Genomic DNA, 19162 nt, shown 5'->3' with positions numbered 1-19162 from the left:
TGGTGCGCTGATTCAGCCCGGATCCGCCGGCTTGATTCCCGGTTGGTCGTTTCGGGGTCGTGCAGGGCCGTGTTGGGGCTGAGTTGCGGATTCGGGCATGGAGTGGCCGCTGGTCTGCCCAGCTCTTCCGCTTTGTCCGCAGGTCTCGGGCCCTTTCGGGCAGGTCGGGCAGGTCGGTCAGGGAGCGTCAGAGGGTCGGCGGTGCCTGCACCGTGCTGAACAGCTGGGTGAAGTCCTCGCTCCAGGGCCAGCGTTCGGGCAGGTGCAGGGTGAGGCGGCGGGCGGAGCGGGCCAGGCTGGCGAGCACGTTGATCAGGCGATCACGGATGGTGGCGGTGGTCGTCCTGCTCTTTTGCGGACGGCCCGCTGCCATCTTCGGGCGGCGGGCGGGTGCAGCACGATGCCGGCGGCAACACGCCGTGGCCAGCGTCAGATGGGGAGCTCGCCTCGTCCATCATGGCTTCTTCGGGTTTCTCAATCAGGCTTTCCGACAGGATGGTTCAGTTCAATCGAAGATTCAGACGCTTGCACGGCACTGCACTGCGGCGTGAGCAGGCTTTGCTGGCTTCGGTCACTCGCCCACAGAATGGTGACGCTGGCTGGAGGTGCTGGCCACGTTTCGAGGAGATAGTCCTCGACCGGTTCCGTGCTCACCCGGTCGCGAAGGATTTTACGACCCTGACGTGGGCGCGTACTCGATACCAAGCGGGGCCTTTTTCCAAGGTACTCTACGCATGGTTGGGCCGCCGGGGCATTCACGCTGGCCTCGACAACCTCCTCCAAGGAATCCGAGGATGTGCCAGCTTGGCTGCTATTCAACTCTTCCACAGCGGCCCGCACATTGCTGGCATTGATTCCAGTCACGATCAGTGCTCCTTACGCCATAGGAACGGCGAACCCGTTTGACCAGTCAGCCGTTTCGCTAGGAACCGCACCGCCGTCCACCAGGCCAAAGAGCCCATCATTGATGGAGACCTGGTATAGATTTGCCACAATGGTCCTTTCTGTGCGATTTTTCCTCTCGCGGAAGATGTCACACCTGCGACCACGGGCTGGTGGTTCGGCAAAAGAACTTGCGCCCGTCGAAAAGATCTTGGCACCCTCTCTTCAGCCGCTGATACGGTCCTTTTGTCAGCCCAATTGATGGAGTGGCAGTGAAAACTGAAACCAAAGCTGAACATGAGATTGACTCAAGCAGCCGCGAAGCAATTCAAGAATTGCTTTCCGCATGCTTTCCTCAATACCCTTCACGCACCTACTACAAGCAGCTGCCTCACCTCAGACACCTGGCTTGGGAGGATGGCATCCTTGCTGCCCAGGTGGGCATTGATCACCGAATGATCAAGAACGGTGATACAGCGTTGCGAATTTTTGGCATAATTGACCTTTGTGTCGCCGCTTCGGCGCGTTCTCGTGGGATCGCGAGCCGTCTTTTGGCGGAAGTCGAAGCCGCGGCGCGCACCTCTGGGGTCGATGCGATTCTCCTCTTCGCAGATGACCCACGTATCTACCTTGCCAACGGATACGAGAAGGTGGCGAACTGTGCGAAATGGCTCATGATCAACGATCATGAGACTCTCGGGATAGCAGAAAAGCCCATCGCCGAGATGATGGTGAAGATGCTTTCGGGAGATTCGTGGGACGAAGGCTCCGTCGACCTACTCGGCTACCTGTTCTAAAATTGCATTTAATCAATCTTGCGCGGATGGGGCGGCGTCTGGCGCGGGCACGGGCGGCCGGGTCGGGCGCAACATCTCCGACGTCTCCTGCACGAGCCACTCGCGGTCCGCCAGGCGCCTGGCCTTCGAGCGCGCCCCTTCGGCCTGCGCCGACGTCGCCTGAAGGCCCAGCTCCACGGTGATCTCCTTGACTTTCAGCGGTCCTTGGCCCGCCGACAGTCGCTCGTCGAGGACGCCGGGGATCCGCTGGTAGTCCGGCGCGAGTACCGTCACCGGCAATCCTTCGCGCCAAGGTGGCACAATCGAGCCCGGCACCGGCGCGGTTTCCTGTTCAGCCTCGGTCACGGCGGTGGTCTCGGCGGCCCCTTTGTGGAGCACCAGCAGGGCGGACACCACCTGAACCTCGAATCTCCGGGCCTGCTGGGGACCCCTGGGCATCGACTTTGACTGGTTTGATGTGTCCGGCGATGTCACAGGCGACCTGTTGGAGTGCCGCGCTGCCCCGCTGCGCCGGCCTTCCGGGTATCCGCGGTCAGCGCCGCCCACCCAGGATGATCTTCCAGACACGCGTTGCCACCTGCAGATTGAGCCGGGTGTCCGCATCCGTCAGATCGCGGTCACTGATCTCACGGATGCGCTGCAGCCGGTAGCGCAGGGTGCTGCGGTGGACCGTCAGCGCGGCGGCCGCATCGTCGTAATTGCCTCCGCAGTCGAAGTAGCGCGAGAGCGTCTCCACCAACTCGGTGTCGTGCCCTGCGTCGTAGTCGATGAGCTGGCCGAGCCACTCTCGCACGAAGCCTTCGAGCTCCCGGAGGTCGTTGCCGGGCCCCAGGATCCGGTACAGCCCGAGTTCGTCGAAGAACGTCGTCCCGCTGCGCTGGCGGGAGTTCTGACGCACCTCCAGGGCCCGCAGCGCCTCCTGATAGCAGCGGGGAACGCCGTCCGGGGAGTCGCAACGGGTGCTCACCCCGATCGCTCCGTCGGGCGTCCCCAGCTCCTGGGCCAGCGCCGCGTGCACGGCATTGTCGTTGGGCCTTGCTTGAGTCAGCATGACCACCCGGTCGCCGCGACGGGTGATCAGCGGACGGGTCGCTGTGGTGGCCGTCGCTTGCTCGACGGCGCGGGTGAAGGAGCTGTTCGCGGCGTTGCCCGGCCAGTGCACCACGACCACGTAGTGGGTACGTTGCAGGTCGTGGCCGACAGCTTCGGCCCGGGCGTAGGCGCTCGTCTCGTCAGTGCCCTCCAACAGGTCGTCGATCAGTTGGCGGCGCAGCCGCAGTTCGACCTCGGTGAGTTCGCGCATATGCATGAGTTCCTGGGCGAGCGACCGCTGGGCGTGATCCAAGGCGAACCTGGTGTGCTCGTTGGCCGTCGCTTCGGGGTCCTCGATGGCGAGTACGCCGAGGACATCGCCGCGCGGGCGGGCCAGGGCGATCAGCCGGTCCTTGACTCTGACCGGGCCCGCCTCGCGCGCGACCTGCCGCAGCATCTCTTCCTGGTAGATCGAGGACCGCACCGGATAGGGATCGGGCCGGTCCGGACCGGCCCAGGACCGCAGGTTCCCGAACCGGTCCTCGATGAGCGCCGACAGCCCGGTGAGCTCGTACAGTGCTTGAGTGATGGAGTCCTCGCCGCCGCCCCGGGCAGCGACACCGGCGAGGGTCTCGTGCACGGTCTTCTGCATGTGCAGCTCGGCGCGCGTTGTGTCCAACTGCCGCAGTGCGGTGTCCCGTTCGGTGCGGAGTCGGCTCAGTTCGCCGGCGTTGTCGTGGTGCGCGGGGCGCGTGGCCGCCAGTGTCAGGGCCGCCGATGTGAGCCCCACGAGGGTCGAGAGGAGGAAGTGCCCCTGCTCATCGGGCCCGGAGGTGGAGGAGACCACGATGTAGCCGAGCAGACGGCCGGCCCGGCGCAGGCCGAACGCCCAGTTCCAGGACCGCTCTGGAAGGGATACGGAGCCGTCAGCCTCGCCCAGCTCCTTCATCCGTGCGTCGTCGACCATCGGCGCTCCCGCGTCGGGGCCGGGGACGCGGGACAAACCGTCGCCCGTCGCGAGGTATCCGGCCTCGGCGTGGTAGGGACCAAGGGCACTGACGTGCCGCATGGCCAACCGCACGATTTCACTCTGCTCCGCGCATGTGAACAGGGTGTGGGCCAGCACCAGCAGCCCGTGTGGGTCCAGCGCTGCGAGCGGACGGGGGCCGTGCCGTTCGGTGCCTGCGGTGTTGCTCGGGTGGCGGGGCACTTCCTGGTCGGAGACGTGAGGGGACAGTCTCCGTGACGGATGGCGGTCCATTGATCACTCCGTTCTCCTCCGGTCATCGGAGGCGATCGAGCGAGCCGTGGGATCCACGCCTGGGCGAGCCCTCAGCACCCAGCCTAGGCAAGAACCTCGGACTTGTCCGAATTTGGGCCTTGTTCTCGTGGACCGACCGACTGCGTCGATTTCTGACCTGCCGGGGTCAGGCGGAGCGCGCTGCTCCTTGCCACGCTGGGCTTGTCAGGGATCGCTGGGCGCGCCGGTGGCCGTGGCAGGAAGGACTGGCTGACGAACGAGCAGGCCCGCAGGACCATCGTCTCCTTCACGAGCTACCACGACGCGGAACGCGCCGTCGACCACCTTTCCGATCAGGGTTTTCCCGTAGACAGGATGGCCCTCATCGGGAAGGACGTGTGCCTGGTCGAGCAGGTGGCCGGCCGGATGGGACATGGCGGGGCCGCGCTGCACGGCGCGGCGAGCGGTGCACTGGGCGGGTGGATATTCGGGCTGCTGAACTGGCTGGACCTGTTCGTGTCGGACTGATCCTCGCCCTGTAAGGGCTGGTTTGCGGAGCACTCGCCGGTGCTCTGCTCGGCCTGCTGGCGCACGCGGCCCAGCGTGGCCGCCGGGGCCCCGCCTCGGTGAGCTTCATGTAGCCCAGCCGGTGCGATGTCGTCGCCGGCGAGGCGGTGCAGCTGCCGGCCGAGCTGACCGGCACCAGCACAGGTAGCGGGGCTTGGAAGAGCAGCCGCCCGCGGAGTGGTCCCGCCGTCATCTGAGCGAGTGTGGAAGACCGGGCGCGACTCCGAGGGCGAACGGGGCCGCCCGTTGCGGAAGGAGTTCCTCATGGCCAAGGCAGTAGGCATCGACCTGGGCACCACGAACTCGGTGATCGCCGTCTGGGAGGGCGGCGAGTCGAGGGTCGTACCCAACAGCGAGGGCAACCGCACGACGCCGTCTGTGGTGGCCTTCACCGATACCGGTGAGCGCCTGGTGGGCCAGCTGGCCCGACGCCAGGCGATCCTCAACCCCAAGGGCACCATCTACTCGGCCAAGCGGTTCATCGGCCGGCACTTCGACGAGATCTCCGAGGAGGCCAAGGCCGTCGCGTACGACGTGGTCGAGGGAGACGGCGGCGCCGCCCGCTTCGAGGTGCGCGACAAGCTCTACGCGCCCGAGGAGATCAGCGCGCAGGTGCTGCGCAAGCTGGCCGACGACGCCTCCAAGCAACTGGGTGAGCGGGTCACGGAGGCGGTCATCACGGTGCCCGCCTACTTCAACGACGCCCAGCGCACCGCTACCAAGGACGCCGGACGGATCGCCGGCCTGGAAGTGCTGCGGATCATCAACGAGCCGACCGCGGCCGCTCTCGCCTACGGCATGGACAAAAAGGAGCACGAAACCGTGCTCGTCTTCGACCTGGGCGGCGGCACCTTCGATGTGAGCATCCTCGATGTCGGCGACGGCGTGGTGGAGGTGCGGTCCACGGCGGGCGACAGCCATCTGGGCGGCGACGACTTCGACCGCCGGCTGGTCGACCAGCTCGCCGACGGCTTCCAGAAGGAGAACGGCATCGACCTGCGCAAGGACCCGCAGGCGCTGCAACGTCTGTTCGAGGCCTCCGAGAAGGCCAAGACGGAGCTCAGCTCGGTGACGCAGACGCAGGTCAGCCTGCCGTTCATCACCGCCGACGCCTCCGGGCCCAAGCATCTGACCACGACGATCATGCGGTCCACGTTCGAGCAGATCACCGGCGACCTGGTGGAGCGCTGCCTGGGGCCGGTGCGGCAGGCCATGGACGACGCCAAGGTCAGTGACAACGACATCGACGAGGTCATCCTCGTCGGCGGCTCCACCCGCATTCCCGCGGTCCAGGCCCTGGTGCGGAGGCTGACCGGTGGCAAGGACCCCAACATGAGCGTCAACCCCGACGAGGTCGTGGCGATGGGCGCCGCGATCCAGGCCGGGGTCCTCAAGGGCGAGGTCAAGGATGTCCTGCTGCTCGATGTCACCCCGTTGTCGCTGGGCGTGGAGACACGCGGTGGCGTGATGACGAAGATCATCGAGCGGAACACCACCATCCCGGTGCGCCGCACCGAGACCTTCTCCACCGCCGAGGACAACCAGCCCGCCGTCGACGTCGTCGTCCTGCAGGGGGAGCGGGAGAGGGCCGCCGACAACCGGGTCCTGGGTCGCTTCCAGCTCACCGACATCCGCCCCGCGCCGCGCGGCGAGGCGCAGGTCGAGGTCACCTTCGACGTCGATGCCAACGGCATCCTCAACGTCACCGCGCGGGACAAGGACACCGGCAAGGAGCAGGGCATCACCATCAGCGAGAGCTCCAACCTCGACCGCGGCGAGGTCGAGCGGATGGTCCAGGAGGCCGACCGCAACCGCGGCCAGGACCAGGCCCTGCGCGAGGCGGTCGACGCCCGCAACGAACTGGACGCCATCGCCTACCAGGTCGAAAAGCACCTCGGCGAGCTCGGCGACGCGGCGCCCGCACATGAGAAGGCCCGCGCCGAGATGCTGGTGGCCGAGGCCCGCGAGGCGGTCAAGAACGAGGCCGGGGTGGACAAGGTCCGTCCGCTGACATCCGAACTCCAGCAGGTCTTCGCGGGGCTCGCGGCCCATCAGGCGGGAGCCGCCGCGGGCGGTCCGGCGGGCGCCGGCTCACCGGACGGATCCGGTACCGGCGGGGCCGCGCCGGGCGGCGCCGGGGGCGACGACGATGTGATCGACGCCGAGTTCGACAAGGGCTGAGGTGCCCGCCATGCCCATCCCACCGCAGGGCCCAGAGCCCCACCCGCCGCCGGAAGGCGCCGTACGGCCGCCGCGCGGAGATCTTGCGCAGTCCGGACAGCCGACCGAGGAGGCCGAGCCGGGGCCCGACGCCGCAACCGGCGCCACCGCACCTGACGACGCATACGCGGCCGCGTTGCGAGAGGTCGAGGACCGCTGGCGCCGCGCCCTGGCAGACCTCGACAACCTGCGCAAACGCCACGCCAGGGAGCAGGAGCGGGAGGGTGCGGCCGAACGCGCCCGTACGGCTGCGGCCTTCCTGCCCGTCATCGACAACCTGGAACTCGCCCTGAGCCACGCGACCGCCGACCCCGGTGCGATTGCCGAAGGCGTCCGCGCTGTGCGTGACCAGGCCGTGAACGTCCTGGAGCGGCTGGGTTACCCGCGCCACGCAGAGAGCGGCGTGCCGTTCGACCCGGCCCGGCACGAGGTGGTCGGCGTGGTCCAGGATCCCGACGCCGGTCCGAACACCGTGGTCCAAGTGCTGCGGCCCGGTTACGGGGAGGCCGAGCGGCAACTGCGGCCTGCCGCCGTGATCGTCGCCAAGCGGGAGTGAGCGGCCATGGCACGCGACTTCTACGAGGTGCTCGGTGTCTCGCGCACCGCCGACCGGGACGAGATCCAGCGGGCCTATCGCACCCTGGCTCGCAGGTACCACCCCGACGTCAACAAGGACCCCCAGGCGGAGGAGCGGTTCAAGGAGATCAACGAGGCCTTCAGCGTCCTGTCCGATCCGGAGCAGCGAGCCCGGTACGACCGCTTCGGCGAGGACTTCCGGCAGGTCCCGGAGGACTGGGAGGAGCGGGTCGCCGCCGGCGCTGGAGCCGGCAACGGCTCCCGTCGGGCCACCGGCGGCGGTCCCCGGGTGCGGTACTCCACGGCAGGCTTCGGGGGCGAGGGGGTCGACGTCGAGGACCTGTTCGGCTCGCTGTTCGGCGGCACCGGGCGAATGCGCGTGCCCGGCGCCGACCAGGAGGCCGAACTGCCGCTCACCGTCGAGGAGGCCTATCGGGGCGGCCGCCGTACGGTCACCCTCGCCGGGCCGAGCGGCCAGCGCCGGTACCAGGTCGACGTGCCGCCCGGCACCGTCGACGGGCAACGCATCCGGCTGGCCGGGGAGGGCGGGCGCGGGAGCGCCGACGACGCTCCCGCCGGGGACCTGTACCTGAGGGTGCGGATCCAGCCGCACCCTGAGTTCCGCCTCGACGGCCGGGACGTCCACGTGAGGCTTCCGGTCACCCCGTGGGAGGCGGCGCTGGGAGCGACCGTGCCGGTGCGCACGCCGAGCGGTGACACGGCGAAGGTGACCGTGCCCGCCGGGTCCTCCAGCGGACGGCGCCTGCGGCTGCGCGGCGAGGGCATGCCGGGCCCGCGCGGCGTGAACGGAGACCTGTACGCGGAGCTGCGGATCATGGTGCCGTCCCGGCTGAGCGACCGGGAGCGCGAGCTGCTGGAGGAACTTGCCGCTGTCTCCTCGTTCGACCCCAGGAGGACCTGATGACCGACCGAGCGGCCAAGGCCCGCCCGTCCCACGCACGCACGACCGAGGTGGGCGTGCAGTACGCGATCGTGCCCGTGCCCGTGCTCTCCCTGGAGACCGTAGCCCGCCGCTCAGGCCTCCATCCCGACCTGATCCGTAGGTATGTCGCCCTCGGACTGGTGGACGCGGGCCGTGACGCCTCCGGACGGCTGGTGTTCGCCCCCACGGCCCCGGCCGCCCTGGCCCGCGTCCAACGTTTGCGCACCGGGCTGTGCCTGAACTACGCATCCCTCGGTCTCGTGCTCGATCTGCTCGACCGCATCAGCTTGCTCGAAGCCGCGCTGCGGCGTGCAGGCATGAGGAGTGATCTACCACCATGGACATGAACCGCCTGACCCAGAAGTCACAGGAAGTCCTGCAGGAGGCCCAGAGCGCCGCCGGCCGCCTGGGCCACACCGAGGTCGACGGCGAACATCTGCTGCTTGCCCTCCTCGACCAGGAGGAGGGCCTGATCCCGCGGCTGGTGCAGCAGGCGGGCACCGAGCCCAAGGAGTTGCGCGCGGCCGTACGCGAGGAGCTCTCCCGCCGGCCCCAGGTGACCGGCCCGGGCGCGGCGCCGGGCCAGGTCTTCGTCACCCAGCGCTTGGCCCGGCTGCTGGACGCGGCCGAGCGGGAGGCCAAACGCCTCAAGGACGAGTACGTGTCCGTGGAACATCTGCTGCTGGCGCTGGCCGAGGAGGGCTCGGCGACCGCCGCCGGGCGCCTGCTGAAGGAGCACGGCGTGACCCAGGACTCCTTCCTCGGCGCGCTCACCCAGGTCCGCGGCAACCAGCGCGTGAGCTCCGCCAACCCCGAGGTGGCCTACGAGGCCCTGGAGAAGTACGGCCGTGACCTGGTCGCCGAGGCCAGGGCCGGGCGGCTCGACCCCGTCATCGGCCGGGACGCCGAGATCCGCCGCGTCACCCAGATCCTCAGCCGCAAGAGCAAGAACAACCCCGTCCTGATCGGCGACCCCGGCGTCGGCAAGACCGCCATCGTGGAGGGTCTGGCCCAGCGCATCGTGCGCGGTGACGTGCCCGAAGGATTGCGCGACAGGACGGTGTTCGCCCTCGACATGGGCTCGCTCGTGGCGGGCGCCAAGTACCGCGGCGAGTTCGAGGAACGCCTCAAGGCCGTGCTGAGCGAGGTGAAGGCCGCCGGGGGGCGGATCCTGCTCTTCGTCGACGAGTTGCACACGGTCGTTGGCGCGGGCGCCGCCGAAGGAGCCATGGACGCGGGCAACATGCTCAAGCCCATGCTGGCACGCGGCGAACTGCACATGATCGGCGCGACCACCCTGGACGAGTACCGCAAGCACATCGAGAAGGACGCCGCCCTCGAACGCCGCTTCCAGCAGGTCCTGGTCGACGAACCCAGCGTGGAGGACACCATCTCCATTCTGCGCGGCCTGCGCGAACGCCTCGAGGTCTTCCACGGTGTCAAGATCCAGGACACCTCGCTGGTCGCGGCAGCGACGCTCTCCCACCGCTACATCACCGACCGTTTCCTGCCCGACAAGGCCATCGACCTCGTCGACGAGGCCTGTGCCCGGCTGCGTACGGAGATCGACTCCATGCCCGCCGAACTCGACGAGATCACCCGCCGCGTCACCCGCCTGGAGATCGAGGACGCGGCCCTGTCCAAGGAGACCGACCCCGCCAGCAAGGCCCGCCTGGAGGAACTGCGCAGGGAACTGGCCGACCTGCGCGGCGAGGCCGACGCCAAACACGCCCAGTGGGAGGCCGAACGGCAGGCGATCCGCCGCGTGCAGGACCTGCGCCAGGAACTGGAGCAGGTCCGCCACGAGGCGGAGGAGGCCGAACGCGCCTACGACCTCAACCGCGCCGCCGAACTCCGCTACGGCCGCCTCCAGGACCTGGAGCGCCGACTCGCCGCAGAGGAGGAGCAACTAGCCGCCAAACAAGGGCAGAACCGGCTGCTGCGCGAGGTCGTCACCGAGGAGGAGATCGCCGAGATCGTCGCTGCCTGGACCGGCATCCCCGTCTCCCGCCTCCAGGAGGGTGAACGCGAGAAACTGCTGCGCCTCGACGACATCCTGCGCGAGCGCGTCATCGGCCAGGACGAGGCCGTCAAGCTCGTCGCCGACGCCATCATCCGCGCCCGCTCCGGCATCCGCGACCCTCGCCGCCCCATCGGCTCGTTCATCTTCCTCGGCCCCACCGGCGTCGGGAAGACCGAGCTGGCCAAGACCCTCGCCCGGACCCTGTTCGACTCCGAGGAGAACATGGTCCGCCTCGACATGAGTGAGTACCAGGAGCGGCACACCGTCAGCCGGCTCATGGGTGCACCGCCCGGATACGTCGGCTACGAGGAAGGCGGCCAGCTCACCGAGGCCGTACGCCGCAAGCCGTACTCGGTTGTGCTGTTCGATGAGATCGAGAAGGCGCACACCGATGTCTTCAACACGCTGCTGCAGATCCTCGATGACGGCCGCATCACTGATGCTCAGGGCCGCACGGTCGACTTCCGCAACACCGTGATCATCATGACGTCCAACATCGGCTCCGAGCACCTGCTCGACGGCGCCACCGCCGAGGGTGAGATCAAGCCGGACGCCCGCGCCCTGGTGATGGGCGAGCTGCGCGGGCACTTCCGCCCGGAGTTCCTCAACCGCGTCGACGACATCTTGCTGTTCAAGCCGCTCGGTGAGCGGCAGATCGAGCGGATCGTGGAGTTGCAGTTCGACGAGCTGCGGCAGCGGCTCGCCCAACGCCGCATCACCGTCGAACTCACCGACGCGGCTCGGGAGTTGATCGCCCACCGGGGCTACGACCCGGTGTACGGGGCCCGGCCGCTGCGGCGTTACATCTCCCACGAGGTCGAGACACTGGTCGGACGCGCCCTGCTGCGCGGCGACGTCCAGGACGGCGCGACGGTGCGCGTCGACGCCGAGCAGGGCGAACTGGTGGTCACCTACGACCAGCCCGGGGACGGGAAGGGAGCGAGGGCGGCATGAATACCGTGCAAGCCACCAACGTCACCTGCCCGCACTGCGGACGCACCAACCGGGTACCCGTGGCCGCCGAGGGCCGCCCCACGTGCGGCAACTGCAAGCAGCCTCTGCCGTGGATGGCCGACGCGGGTGACGACGACTTCACCGAGGTCGTCGAGCAGGCCACCGTGCCCGTCGTCGTCGACCTGTGGGCCACCTGGTGCGGCCCCTGCCGCATGGTGAGCCCCGCGCTGGAGAAGGTCGCCACCGATCTCGCGGGAACGATCAAGCTGGTCAAGGTCGACATCGACGAGAACCCGCGCCTGGCGCGGCGGTTCGAGGTCCAGGCGGTACCGACGCTGCTGGTCCTCGACAAAGGACAGACCATCGCCCGGCAGTCGGGTGCCGCACCTGCCCCTGCTCTGCGGCGGTGGGTGGAGCAGTCGATCGCGGGCCGCGAACCGGCCGGGAAAGGATGATCGGCCATGACCGTACGAACCGACCCCCACCTCGCCCTCGTACGCCCCGTCACCCCGCGCGCCCCGGGATGCGAGGAATGCCTGGCCACTCATTCCCCCTGGGTCCACCTCAGGCTCTGCCTGACCTGCGGCCACGTCGGCTGCTGCGATTCCTCGCCGAACCGGCACGCCCGCCGTCACGCCGCCGCCGACGGTCATCCGATCGTGGCGTCGCTGGAGCCCGGCGAGGACTGGCGGTGGTGCTTCGTCCATGAGGCGTTCGTGTGATGTCCGGCGACGAGACGCGGCCGGGCGCAGCGCCGGTGCCGGACGAGGCGGAGGAGAGCGTCCCCTTCGAGACCCCCGACATCTACGGCGCCTATCCCCGCCTGTCGGACGACCAGATGGCCCGCCTGGCGCAGCATGGCCGGCGGCGTGCGGTTGACGCCGGTGACGTGCTGATCCGGGAGGGGGAGCGGTGCGAGATGTTCTACGTCGTCCTCAGCGGCTCGGTCGCCATCGTCGAGGGCTACGGCGCGCCCGATGAACACCTGCTGCGGGTGCACGGCTCTGGTCGCTTCATCGGCGAACTCGGCCTCCTGAACGGACAGGTGGCCTTCTACGCCGCCGTGGTCAGGGACCCCGGCGAGGTCCTCGCCCTGTCGATGGATCAGCTGCGCGACCTGGTGACCCGGGACTCCCTCCTTGGTGATGTGGTGCTGCGCGCCTGCCTGGGCCGCCGTGCCCTGCTCGTCGGGCAGGGCGCCGGGTTCCGCATCATCGGCTCGCGCTACTCGCCCGACACCCGGCGGCTGCGCGAGTTCGCCGCCCGCAACCGGCTGCCGCACCGCTGGATCGATCTGGAGACGGACGAGGAGGCCGAGGCGCTGCTGCGCCGCTTCGCGGTGGGTCCGGAGCAGACGCCGCTGGTGATCTGGCGGGACACGACCCTGCTGCGCAATCCGAGCAACGCCGAACTGGCCCGGTTGATCGGCTTGCCGCCCCTGCCGTCGGGCAACGGCCGCGACGATCTCCTGATCGTCGGCTCCGGTCCGGCCGGGCTCGCCGCCGCGGTGAACGCCGCCTCGGAGGGCCTCGGCACGACCGTGGTCGAGGCGATGGCTACCGGCGGCCAGGCCGGGACGTCGTCCCGCATCGACAACTGCTTCGGCTTCCCCGCCGGCATCTCCGGCGCCGAACTCACCGAGCGCGCCGTGCTCCAGGCCGGCAAGTTCGGCGCCCGGATCAGCGTCCCGGCGGAAGCGGCCCGGCTCGAACGGCGGGACGGCCACTACGCCGTCGGGTTCGCCGACGGCAGCGAGATCACCGCCCGTACCGTCGTTCTGGCCACCGGCGCCCGCTACCGCCGCCTTCATGTGCCCGGCATCGAGCCGTTGGAGGGCACGGGCGTCCACTACTCGGCGACCGTCTACGAGGCCCAGCAGTGCCGTGCCGACCCGGTGGCGGTGGTCGGCGGCGGCAACTCCGCAGGCCAGGCCGTGCTCTTTCTGGCCGGGTACGCACCACAGGTGTATCTGCTAGTCCGTGGGCCGAGCATCGAGGCGCACATGTCCCGCTACCTGATCGATCAGATCGAGCGCCACCCTCGGGTGCGCGTGCTGCTGCACACCGAGATAACGGAGGCACTCGGCGACAAGGCGCTCGAGGCGGTCACCGTGATCGACCACCGTACGGGCGAGCATCGCCACCTTGCGGTGCGGGCCCTGTTCGTCTTCACCGGCGCCGACCCTCACACCCAGTGGCTGTCCGGCGCGCTCGCCCTCGACGCACGCGGCTACGTGCTCACCGGCGCGGAGGCACAAGCCTGCTCCGTTCCCGAACTGTGGCAGAGCCAGGGCCGCGACTGCCTGACGTTGGAGACCAGTCTGCCTGGCGTCTTCGCCGCCGGCGACGTCCGCAGCGGCTCGGTGAAGCGCGTGGCCTCCGCGGTCGGCGAAGGCGCGATGAGCATCCACTTCGTGCACCGCTACCTGGACCACACGGCCGCGCCCGGCGGCACCGACAGCTCTCCGCACACCCGTCCGAAAGAGTCCGCTTGGCTCGCATGACACCCAGCGGGCGACGAGATCATGAGAAGGAGGCGATGGAAATGACCACGCCCGTCCGGCCCCACCGCGGTGGCGCAATGCAGGACAGGCCTCTTGGCTGGGCACGCAATCCGCTGACGGAGTTCGACCAACTGCTCAGCGAGATGAGCGGACTGATCGAGTCCACGGTGGGAGGCACTGCGCCCGCAGTCGCGTGGACACCACTGGCGGATGTCACGGAGTCCGACGACGCCTTCCACGTCGAGATCGAACTCCCCGGCGTCAAGAGCAAGGACATCAACGTCGAAGCCAACGGCCAGGAGCTGGTGGTCACCGGAGAGATCAAGGAGAAGGAACGCAAAGGCGTCCTGCGCCGGAGCGCCCGCCGCAGCGGCGCCTTCGAGTACCGGCTGCGGCTGCCCGGAGAGGTCGACACCGAAAAGATCAATGCGCAGATCTCGGACGGAGTGCTCACCATCACCGTCCCCAAGGCCGAGGTCGCAAAGCCCCGGCACGTCGAGATCAGCGAGAGGAGTGAAAGCACCGAGAGCAGCGGCTGAGACGCGAACGCCGCGGTTCCGGACACCCATCAGGCACCGCGGCCGGGCCGGCGAGGCTCGACACCCGAGGTGGCTCATGAACGACGTCCCCTGTCACAACCCCTCACGGCGGCGGAGACTCGACACGCGGCTGCTCACCGGCTTCCTTTCGGCGCCGCAGACGCCAGGCGCGGAGCAGCCGAAGGGGGAGCAGACCCAGCGGTGCTCGCCGGCCCATGTCCGCCTGGTCCTCGTGGTCGAATGCCCGTGCGTAACGCTCGGCGTCCTGGGCCGTCGGATACCGCTTGCTTCCCTCCGCTCCGCATCCACGCGCGCAGCGCCAGAGCATCGTGTCGCCCTCATGGAGAAAGCGAAAACGGTGTCCCAGAAGGCGGCAGCGCAGCACAGCAGACCACGCTATGCGGACCTGTCCATTCCGGCCTGTTCTGTCCCTCTCCAGGCAACGGCCCAGGCCCTGATCGAGGAGGTGTGGCATGACCAGCACCGCCGAGCTCGGTGTCATCACGACCAAGGTCCCCGCCCGGCTTGACCGGCTGCCGTGGTCCCGATTCCATTGGCGGATCGTCATCGGTCTGGGAGCCGTCTGGATTCTGGACGGACTCGAAGTGACGATCGTCGGGGCGGTTGCCGCCCGTATGACGGAGCCGGGCAGCGGCATCGGCCTGACCAGCGCCGACATAGGCACTGCCGCCGCCATCTACGTGGCAGGCGCGTGCGCGGGCGCTCTCCTGTTCGGGAGTCTCACCGACCGCTACGGGCGCAAGAAGCTGTTCATGCTCACGCTCGGCATCTATATCCTCGCCACCGTCGCGACCGCGTTCGCCCACGACGCCTGGTACCTCTACCTCGCCCGTTTCATCACCGGCATGGGCATCGGCGGAGAGTATGCCGCGATCAACTCGGCCATCGACGAGCTGATTCCGGCCCGCAACCGCGGGCAGGTGGATCTGGCCATCAACGGCAGCTACTGGGTCGGTGCGGCGCTCGGCAGCCTGGTCGCCGTGCTGCTTCTCAACGAGGGGCTGCTGGCAGCCGACCTCGGCTGGCGGCTGGCCTTCGGCCTGGGCGGCATTCTGGGCCTGGGCATCATGCTGGTACGCCGCCACGTTCCGGAGAGTCCGCGCTGGCTGTTCATCCACGGGCATCAAGCCGAGGCTGAACGCATCGTCGACCGGATCGAGGCCGAGGTGCGCCAAGAGACCGGCCGCGAGCTGCCGGAACCGGGAGAGGCGGTCACCGTACGGCAGCGCGACGTCATCCCGTTCACGGAGATCGCCGGCGTGGCTCTGCGGCGATACCCGCGTCGCGCCGTTCTCGGTCTGGCGCTCTTCATCGGACAGGCGTTCCTGTACAACGCGATCGTCTTCGACCTGGGCACGATCCTGAACGGCTTCTTCGACATCGGCTCCGGCTCGATCCCCTACTTCCTTGCCCTCTTCGCGATCGCCAACTTCCTCGGACCACTCCTTCTCGGTCGGCTGTTCGACACCGTCGGCAGAAAGCCGATGATCGCGGGCACCTACTTCGGCTCGGCCGTCGTGGCAGCCGTCCTCGCCGTCCTGCTGATCAACGGCTCCCTGACGACATGGTGGTTCTTCCTGCTGGTCTCGTTGACCTTCTTCGTGGCGTCCGCGGGAGCGAGCTCGGCCTACCTGACGGTGAGCGAGGTCTTCCCCATGGAGACCCGAGCCCTGTCCATCTCGCTGTTCTTCGCGATCGGCACGGCCGTGGGCGGAATCACCGGCCCGCTGCTGTTCGGCCACTTGATTCACAGCGGCGATGCAGACCTGGTGGCCATCGGCTTCCTCGTCGGAGCGGCAGCCATGGCGCTGGGCGGCCTGGCCGAGGTCTTCTTCGGTGTCCGGGCCGAACAGCAGTCCCTGGAGAACATCGCCCGGCCGCTCACCGCTGAGGAAACCGAGGCAGCCTGGCGCAACGAGCCCGCGCCACAGGACGCACGAGACCGCCTCCGGCCCGCGCACGTCCGGCAGGCCGCGCACGAGCGGGAACTGCGGATCGCCGACCGCACCGCCCGCCGAGAGCGGGAGCGCGCCGGAGCCCGCCGCTACCGCCCGGGCACCGGACCGGGCAGCACCATGTACTCGCCGGGGATGGCCGGCACCGCGGGCACGGCAAGCCGTACGTCCGCCATGGCCGAACAACGCCTCGACGACGAGATCGAACAGATCACCCACGCGCTCCAAGAAGCCGGTCCGACGAGCCGCGACCGACTCGAACAGGCCGTGGGCGGCCGTTCCTGGGGCCCCGGGCGCTTCCGCCGTGCCCTGCGTGAGTCCGTGGGGGAGTCCCGGGCCAAGAGCCTGGCGAACGGCAGCTACGCGCCGACGGACAGACCCGCCCGGCCCGACAGCGCACCGGGCGACCCCCATTACCAGCGGTGACCGGGGCAGAAGGAGGCAGCGATGAAGCGTCTCTGTTCAGCTGAGCGAACCTATGCGACAACCGGGTCATCAAGACCGTCGCCCGCGACGCCTACGGCTTCCGCCACCCCGTCAGCCAGCGCCTGCACACCCGCTGCGCAACCACCCGGCGAGCCCGGGGGCACCTCGACGCCCGCTAATTTCGTTGAGCCCGCGCCTGTGATCGTGTTGGCTGGCGGCGCCGAACTGTCGGTACCGCTGGTGTCCGCTGGGCTGTAGCAGGGAGTTAAACGTGCAGGACCGTGTCGTCGACCCCGGTGCCCATAATCGGGCAGCCTGGGACAAGTACGTCCAGGAGGGCAACGAGTGGTCGAGGCCGGTGAGCGCCGAGGATGTCGAGCGCGCCCGCATGGGCGACTGGTCGATTGTTCTCATCGGGCGTGAGCCAGTCGACCGCTCCTGGCTGCCGACGGACCTGACCGGCAAGGACGTGTTGTGCCTGGCCTCCGGCGGTGGTCAGCAGGGTCCGATCCTCGCCGCCGCAGGGGCGCGGGTCACCGTGTTCGACAACTCGCCCCGCCAGCTCGGCCAGGACCAGATGGTGGCGGCGCGCGACGGACTTGAGCTGCGCACCGTCCTGGGTGACATGCGCGACCTCAGCGCCTTGGGCGACGCAGCATTCGATGTGGTGTTCCACCCGGTCTCGAACCTGTTTGTACCCGACTTGGCACCGGTGTGGCGTGAGTGCTTCCGCGTCCTGCGACCGGGCGGAACTCTGCTCGTGGGCTTCCTCAACCCTGATGTGTACTTGTTCGACCACGAGGCCCTCGACGAGCGCGGCGAGCTGGTCGTCGTGCACAAGCTGCCCTACAGCGATGTCACGCAGTACTCCGCCGAGGAACGCGCCACGAAGTTCGGCGCGGATGCCCCTCTTGAATACAGTCACACCCTCACCGACCAGATCGGCGGGCAACTCGCTGCGGGCTTCGTCCTCACCGGCTTCGCAGAAGCACCGGATCAATCCAACGCATCCGCCCAATACATGTCGAACTATTTCGCGACGCTGGCGGTCAAGCCAGGCTGACCCAGCGGCGGCGCCGGCCGAGACGGCCGTGAACAACCAAATACCATTCGAAGATTGGCGGCTCTTCACAATCGAGGGTGTAGTCGGGGCCTGAACCCGCCGGACTCGAGCAGGGATCTGGCGATGTAGTTGGTGAGGTTGCGAAACCCGAGGGCTGAGCCGCGTAGGTGCTCGAGCCGTCCATTGATGGCCTCCGTCGGTCCGTTGCTTGTGCCGGGCCGGTCGAAGTAGGCCAGAACATCGTCGGCACGCTGCTTGAGGGTCCGTCCAAGGGTGATCAGTTCACTCAGCACCGTTGGGACGCCGACGCTGACGGACTCGATGAGCTTGACCATCAGCTCGCGACCCTTGACGCGGTCGGGTTCGCGGTAGGCGGCGATCATCCGTTGGTGGATTCCCCAGGTCGCCTCGACCTGGACGTGGTCCGCGCCGTCGAACAACGCGACGAGGCGGTCCTTCTGCTTCTTGGTGAGGAGATCGGCGCCGGTGTGCAGGGTCCGACGGGCCCGGTAGAGCGGGTCGTCCTTTCTACCGCGGTGACCACGGGTGATCTGCTGAATCCGTCGCCGGCACCGTTCCAACGCGTCGCCGGCCAAGCGCACGACATGAAACGGGTCCATCACGGTCGTCGCGTCAGGGAGCTCCTCGGCGGGAGCAGTCTTGAAGCCGGTGAACCCGTCCATCGCGACGACCTCGATCCCGTCGCGCCACCCCTGCGGGCGTTCGCTGAGCCAGGTCTTGAACGCCTGCTTCGAGCGTCCCTCGACCATGTCGAGCAGCCTGGCTGGGCCGGTGCCGTCGCGGATCCCGGTGAGGCCGATGACCACGGTGACGTACTTGTCCCCCTTCCTGGTGTGGCGCCACACGTGCTCGTCCACGCCTAGGACCCGGACGTCGTCGAACCTGGTGGTGTCGTCGATCAGGACCCGTCTGCCCTCGGCCAGCACGGCGTCATTGGCGGTGTTCCACGCGACGCCGAGGCCCTCGGCGACGCGGGCGACGGTGAGGTGCTGGACTACCAGAGCCTCCAACGCCCACCGCAGCCCACGACGTGACAGCTTGGCTCGTGGCTCTGCGGCGCGAGTGGTGTCTTGGCGCCACACGTGCGAGCACTCGGCGCATCGGTAGCGGCGGATCGTGACCGCCAACGTCGTGGGCCGCCAGCCGAGCGGCTCGTGTGCGAGCCGCCTGGTCACCGTGTCACGCACGGTCCCCTCGCCACCGCAGCAGCGGCACCACTGGTCGGGTTCGAGGACCCGAAAGGCGAGCACGGCCCGGTCGGGTGCGAGACGTTGGCCGGTCACCTCGAGTCCGAGCTCATCGAGACGGCAGAACGTGGTCAGATCAGCGCGCGTGAACCCATGATCGGGGCGCGCCGCGACGGTAGCGTCGGGCATGCCGAGAGCGTCCAGATGAGCAGT

16 protein-coding genes and 1 pseudogene are annotated in these 19162 nt (G+C 68.6%); 13 read left to right on the top strand and 4 right to left on the bottom strand.

All coding sequences use genetic code 11. From position 1 onward, the window contains the following. Positions 1-177: 177 nt before the first annotated feature. Positions 178-346: pseudogene (locus M2283_RS46480) on the bottom strand (IS1380 family transposase); the annotation flags it as partial. An 808-nt stretch (positions 347-1154) separates the two neighbouring features. On the opposite strand from M2283_RS46480, the gene M2283_RS46475 reads away from it, so the two are divergent. Then, positions 1155-1679, top strand: a complete 525-nt coding sequence (locus M2283_RS46475) for a GNAT family N-acetyltransferase (protein WP_280882660.1) — start codon at positions 1155-1157, stop codon at positions 1677-1679. Between the two features lie 12 nt (positions 1680-1691). On the opposite strand, the gene M2283_RS46470 is transcribed toward M2283_RS46475, so the two are convergent. Next, entirely contained in the window at positions 1692-2072 is a 381-nt protein-coding gene (locus tag M2283_RS46470) for a hypothetical protein (protein WP_280882659.1), read from the bottom strand. Between the two features lie 139 nt (positions 2073-2211). Next, positions 2212-3972 carry a PucR family transcriptional regulator gene (locus tag M2283_RS46465; protein WP_280882658.1) on the bottom strand — a complete coding sequence of 587 codons (1761 nt, stop codon included), beginning with the start codon at positions 3970-3972 and terminating at the stop codon, positions 2212-2214. Between the two features lie 201 nt (positions 3973-4173). Here M2283_RS46465 and M2283_RS46460 point away from each other — a divergent pair, with 201 nt between their 5' ends. From M2283_RS46460 to M2283_RS46405, 12 genes are all read left to right on the top strand, one after another. Beyond that, a complete protein-coding gene (locus M2283_RS46460) occupies positions 4174-4479 on the top strand; it encodes a general stress protein (RefSeq protein ID WP_280882657.1) in 306 nt (101 codons plus the stop codon). 303 nt (positions 4480-4782) lie between these two features. Continuing rightward, the gene (gene dnaK / locus M2283_RS46455; RefSeq protein ID WP_280882656.1) at positions 4783-6699 is read left to right on the top strand and encodes a molecular chaperone DnaK; all 1917 of its coding nucleotides are present in this window, start codon (positions 4783-4785) and stop codon (positions 6697-6699) included. 10 nt (positions 6700-6709) lie between these two features. Continuing rightward, complete coding sequence (locus M2283_RS46450) at positions 6710-7294, top strand: nucleotide exchange factor GrpE (protein WP_280882655.1); 585 nt, start codon at positions 6710-6712, stop codon at positions 7292-7294. 6 nt (positions 7295-7300) lie between these two features. Then, positions 7301-8236, top strand: coding sequence for a J domain-containing protein (locus tag M2283_RS46445; protein ID WP_280882654.1), 936 nt, complete (start codon positions 7301-7303; stop codon positions 8234-8236). Then, positions 8236-8604, top strand: a complete 369-nt coding sequence (locus M2283_RS46440) for a chaperone modulator CbpM (RefSeq protein ID WP_280882653.1) — start codon at positions 8236-8238, stop codon at positions 8602-8604. The genes M2283_RS46445 and M2283_RS46440 overlap by 1 nt, the downstream gene beginning before the upstream one ends. Further along, a complete protein-coding gene (clpB, locus tag M2283_RS46435) occupies positions 8595-11234 on the top strand; it encodes an ATP-dependent chaperone ClpB (protein WP_280882652.1) in 2640 nt (879 codons plus the stop codon). The genes M2283_RS46440 and clpB overlap by 10 nt, the downstream gene beginning before the upstream one ends. Then, a complete protein-coding gene (gene trxA / locus M2283_RS46430) occupies positions 11231-11689 on the top strand; it encodes a thioredoxin (protein WP_280882651.1) in 459 nt (152 codons plus the stop codon). Before clpB ends, trxA begins: the two co-directional genes overlap by 4 nt. Before the next feature lie 6 nt (positions 11690-11695). Continuing rightward, positions 11696-11956 carry a UBP-type zinc finger domain-containing protein gene (locus tag M2283_RS46425; protein ID WP_263233558.1) on the top strand — a complete coding sequence of 87 codons (261 nt, stop codon included), beginning with the start codon at positions 11696-11698 and terminating at the stop codon, positions 11954-11956. Further along, positions 11956-13737 (top strand): FAD-dependent oxidoreductase, encoded by a 1782-nt coding sequence (locus M2283_RS46420; protein ID WP_280882650.1) that lies wholly within the window; start codon positions 11956-11958, stop codon positions 13735-13737. Before M2283_RS46425 ends, M2283_RS46420 begins: the two co-directional genes overlap by 1 nt. 41 nt (positions 13738-13778) lie before the next feature. Further along, entirely contained in the window at positions 13779-14276 is a 498-nt protein-coding gene (locus M2283_RS46415; protein WP_280882649.1) for an Hsp20/alpha crystallin family protein, read from the top strand. A 473-nt stretch (positions 14277-14749) separates the two neighbouring features. Beyond that, positions 14750-16678: an MFS transporter gene (locus tag M2283_RS46410; RefSeq protein ID WP_280882648.1), complete on the top strand. Its 1929-nt coding sequence runs from the start codon at positions 14750-14752 to the stop codon at positions 16676-16678. Between the two features lie 271 nt (positions 16679-16949). After that, positions 16950-17741 (top strand): class I SAM-dependent methyltransferase, encoded by a 792-nt coding sequence (locus tag M2283_RS46405; protein ID WP_280882647.1) that lies wholly within the window; start codon positions 16950-16952, stop codon positions 17739-17741. Positions 17742-17806: 65 nt separating this feature from the next. On the opposite strand, the gene M2283_RS46400 is transcribed toward M2283_RS46405, so the two are convergent. Further along, positions 17807-19138, bottom strand: coding sequence for an ISL3 family transposase (locus tag M2283_RS46400; RefSeq protein WP_280882646.1), 1332 nt, complete (start codon positions 19136-19138; stop codon positions 17807-17809). Positions 19139-19162: the final 24 nt, after the last annotated feature.

Origin of the sequence: Streptomyces pseudovenezuelae, assembly GCF_029892565.1 — a bacterium.
Lineage (GTDB): Bacteria > Actinomycetota > Actinomycetes > Streptomycetales > Streptomycetaceae > Streptomyces > Streptomyces pseudovenezuelae_A.
Note: the sequence above shows the minus strand (reverse complement) of the source record. Positions and strands in the feature narration are given on the sequence as shown.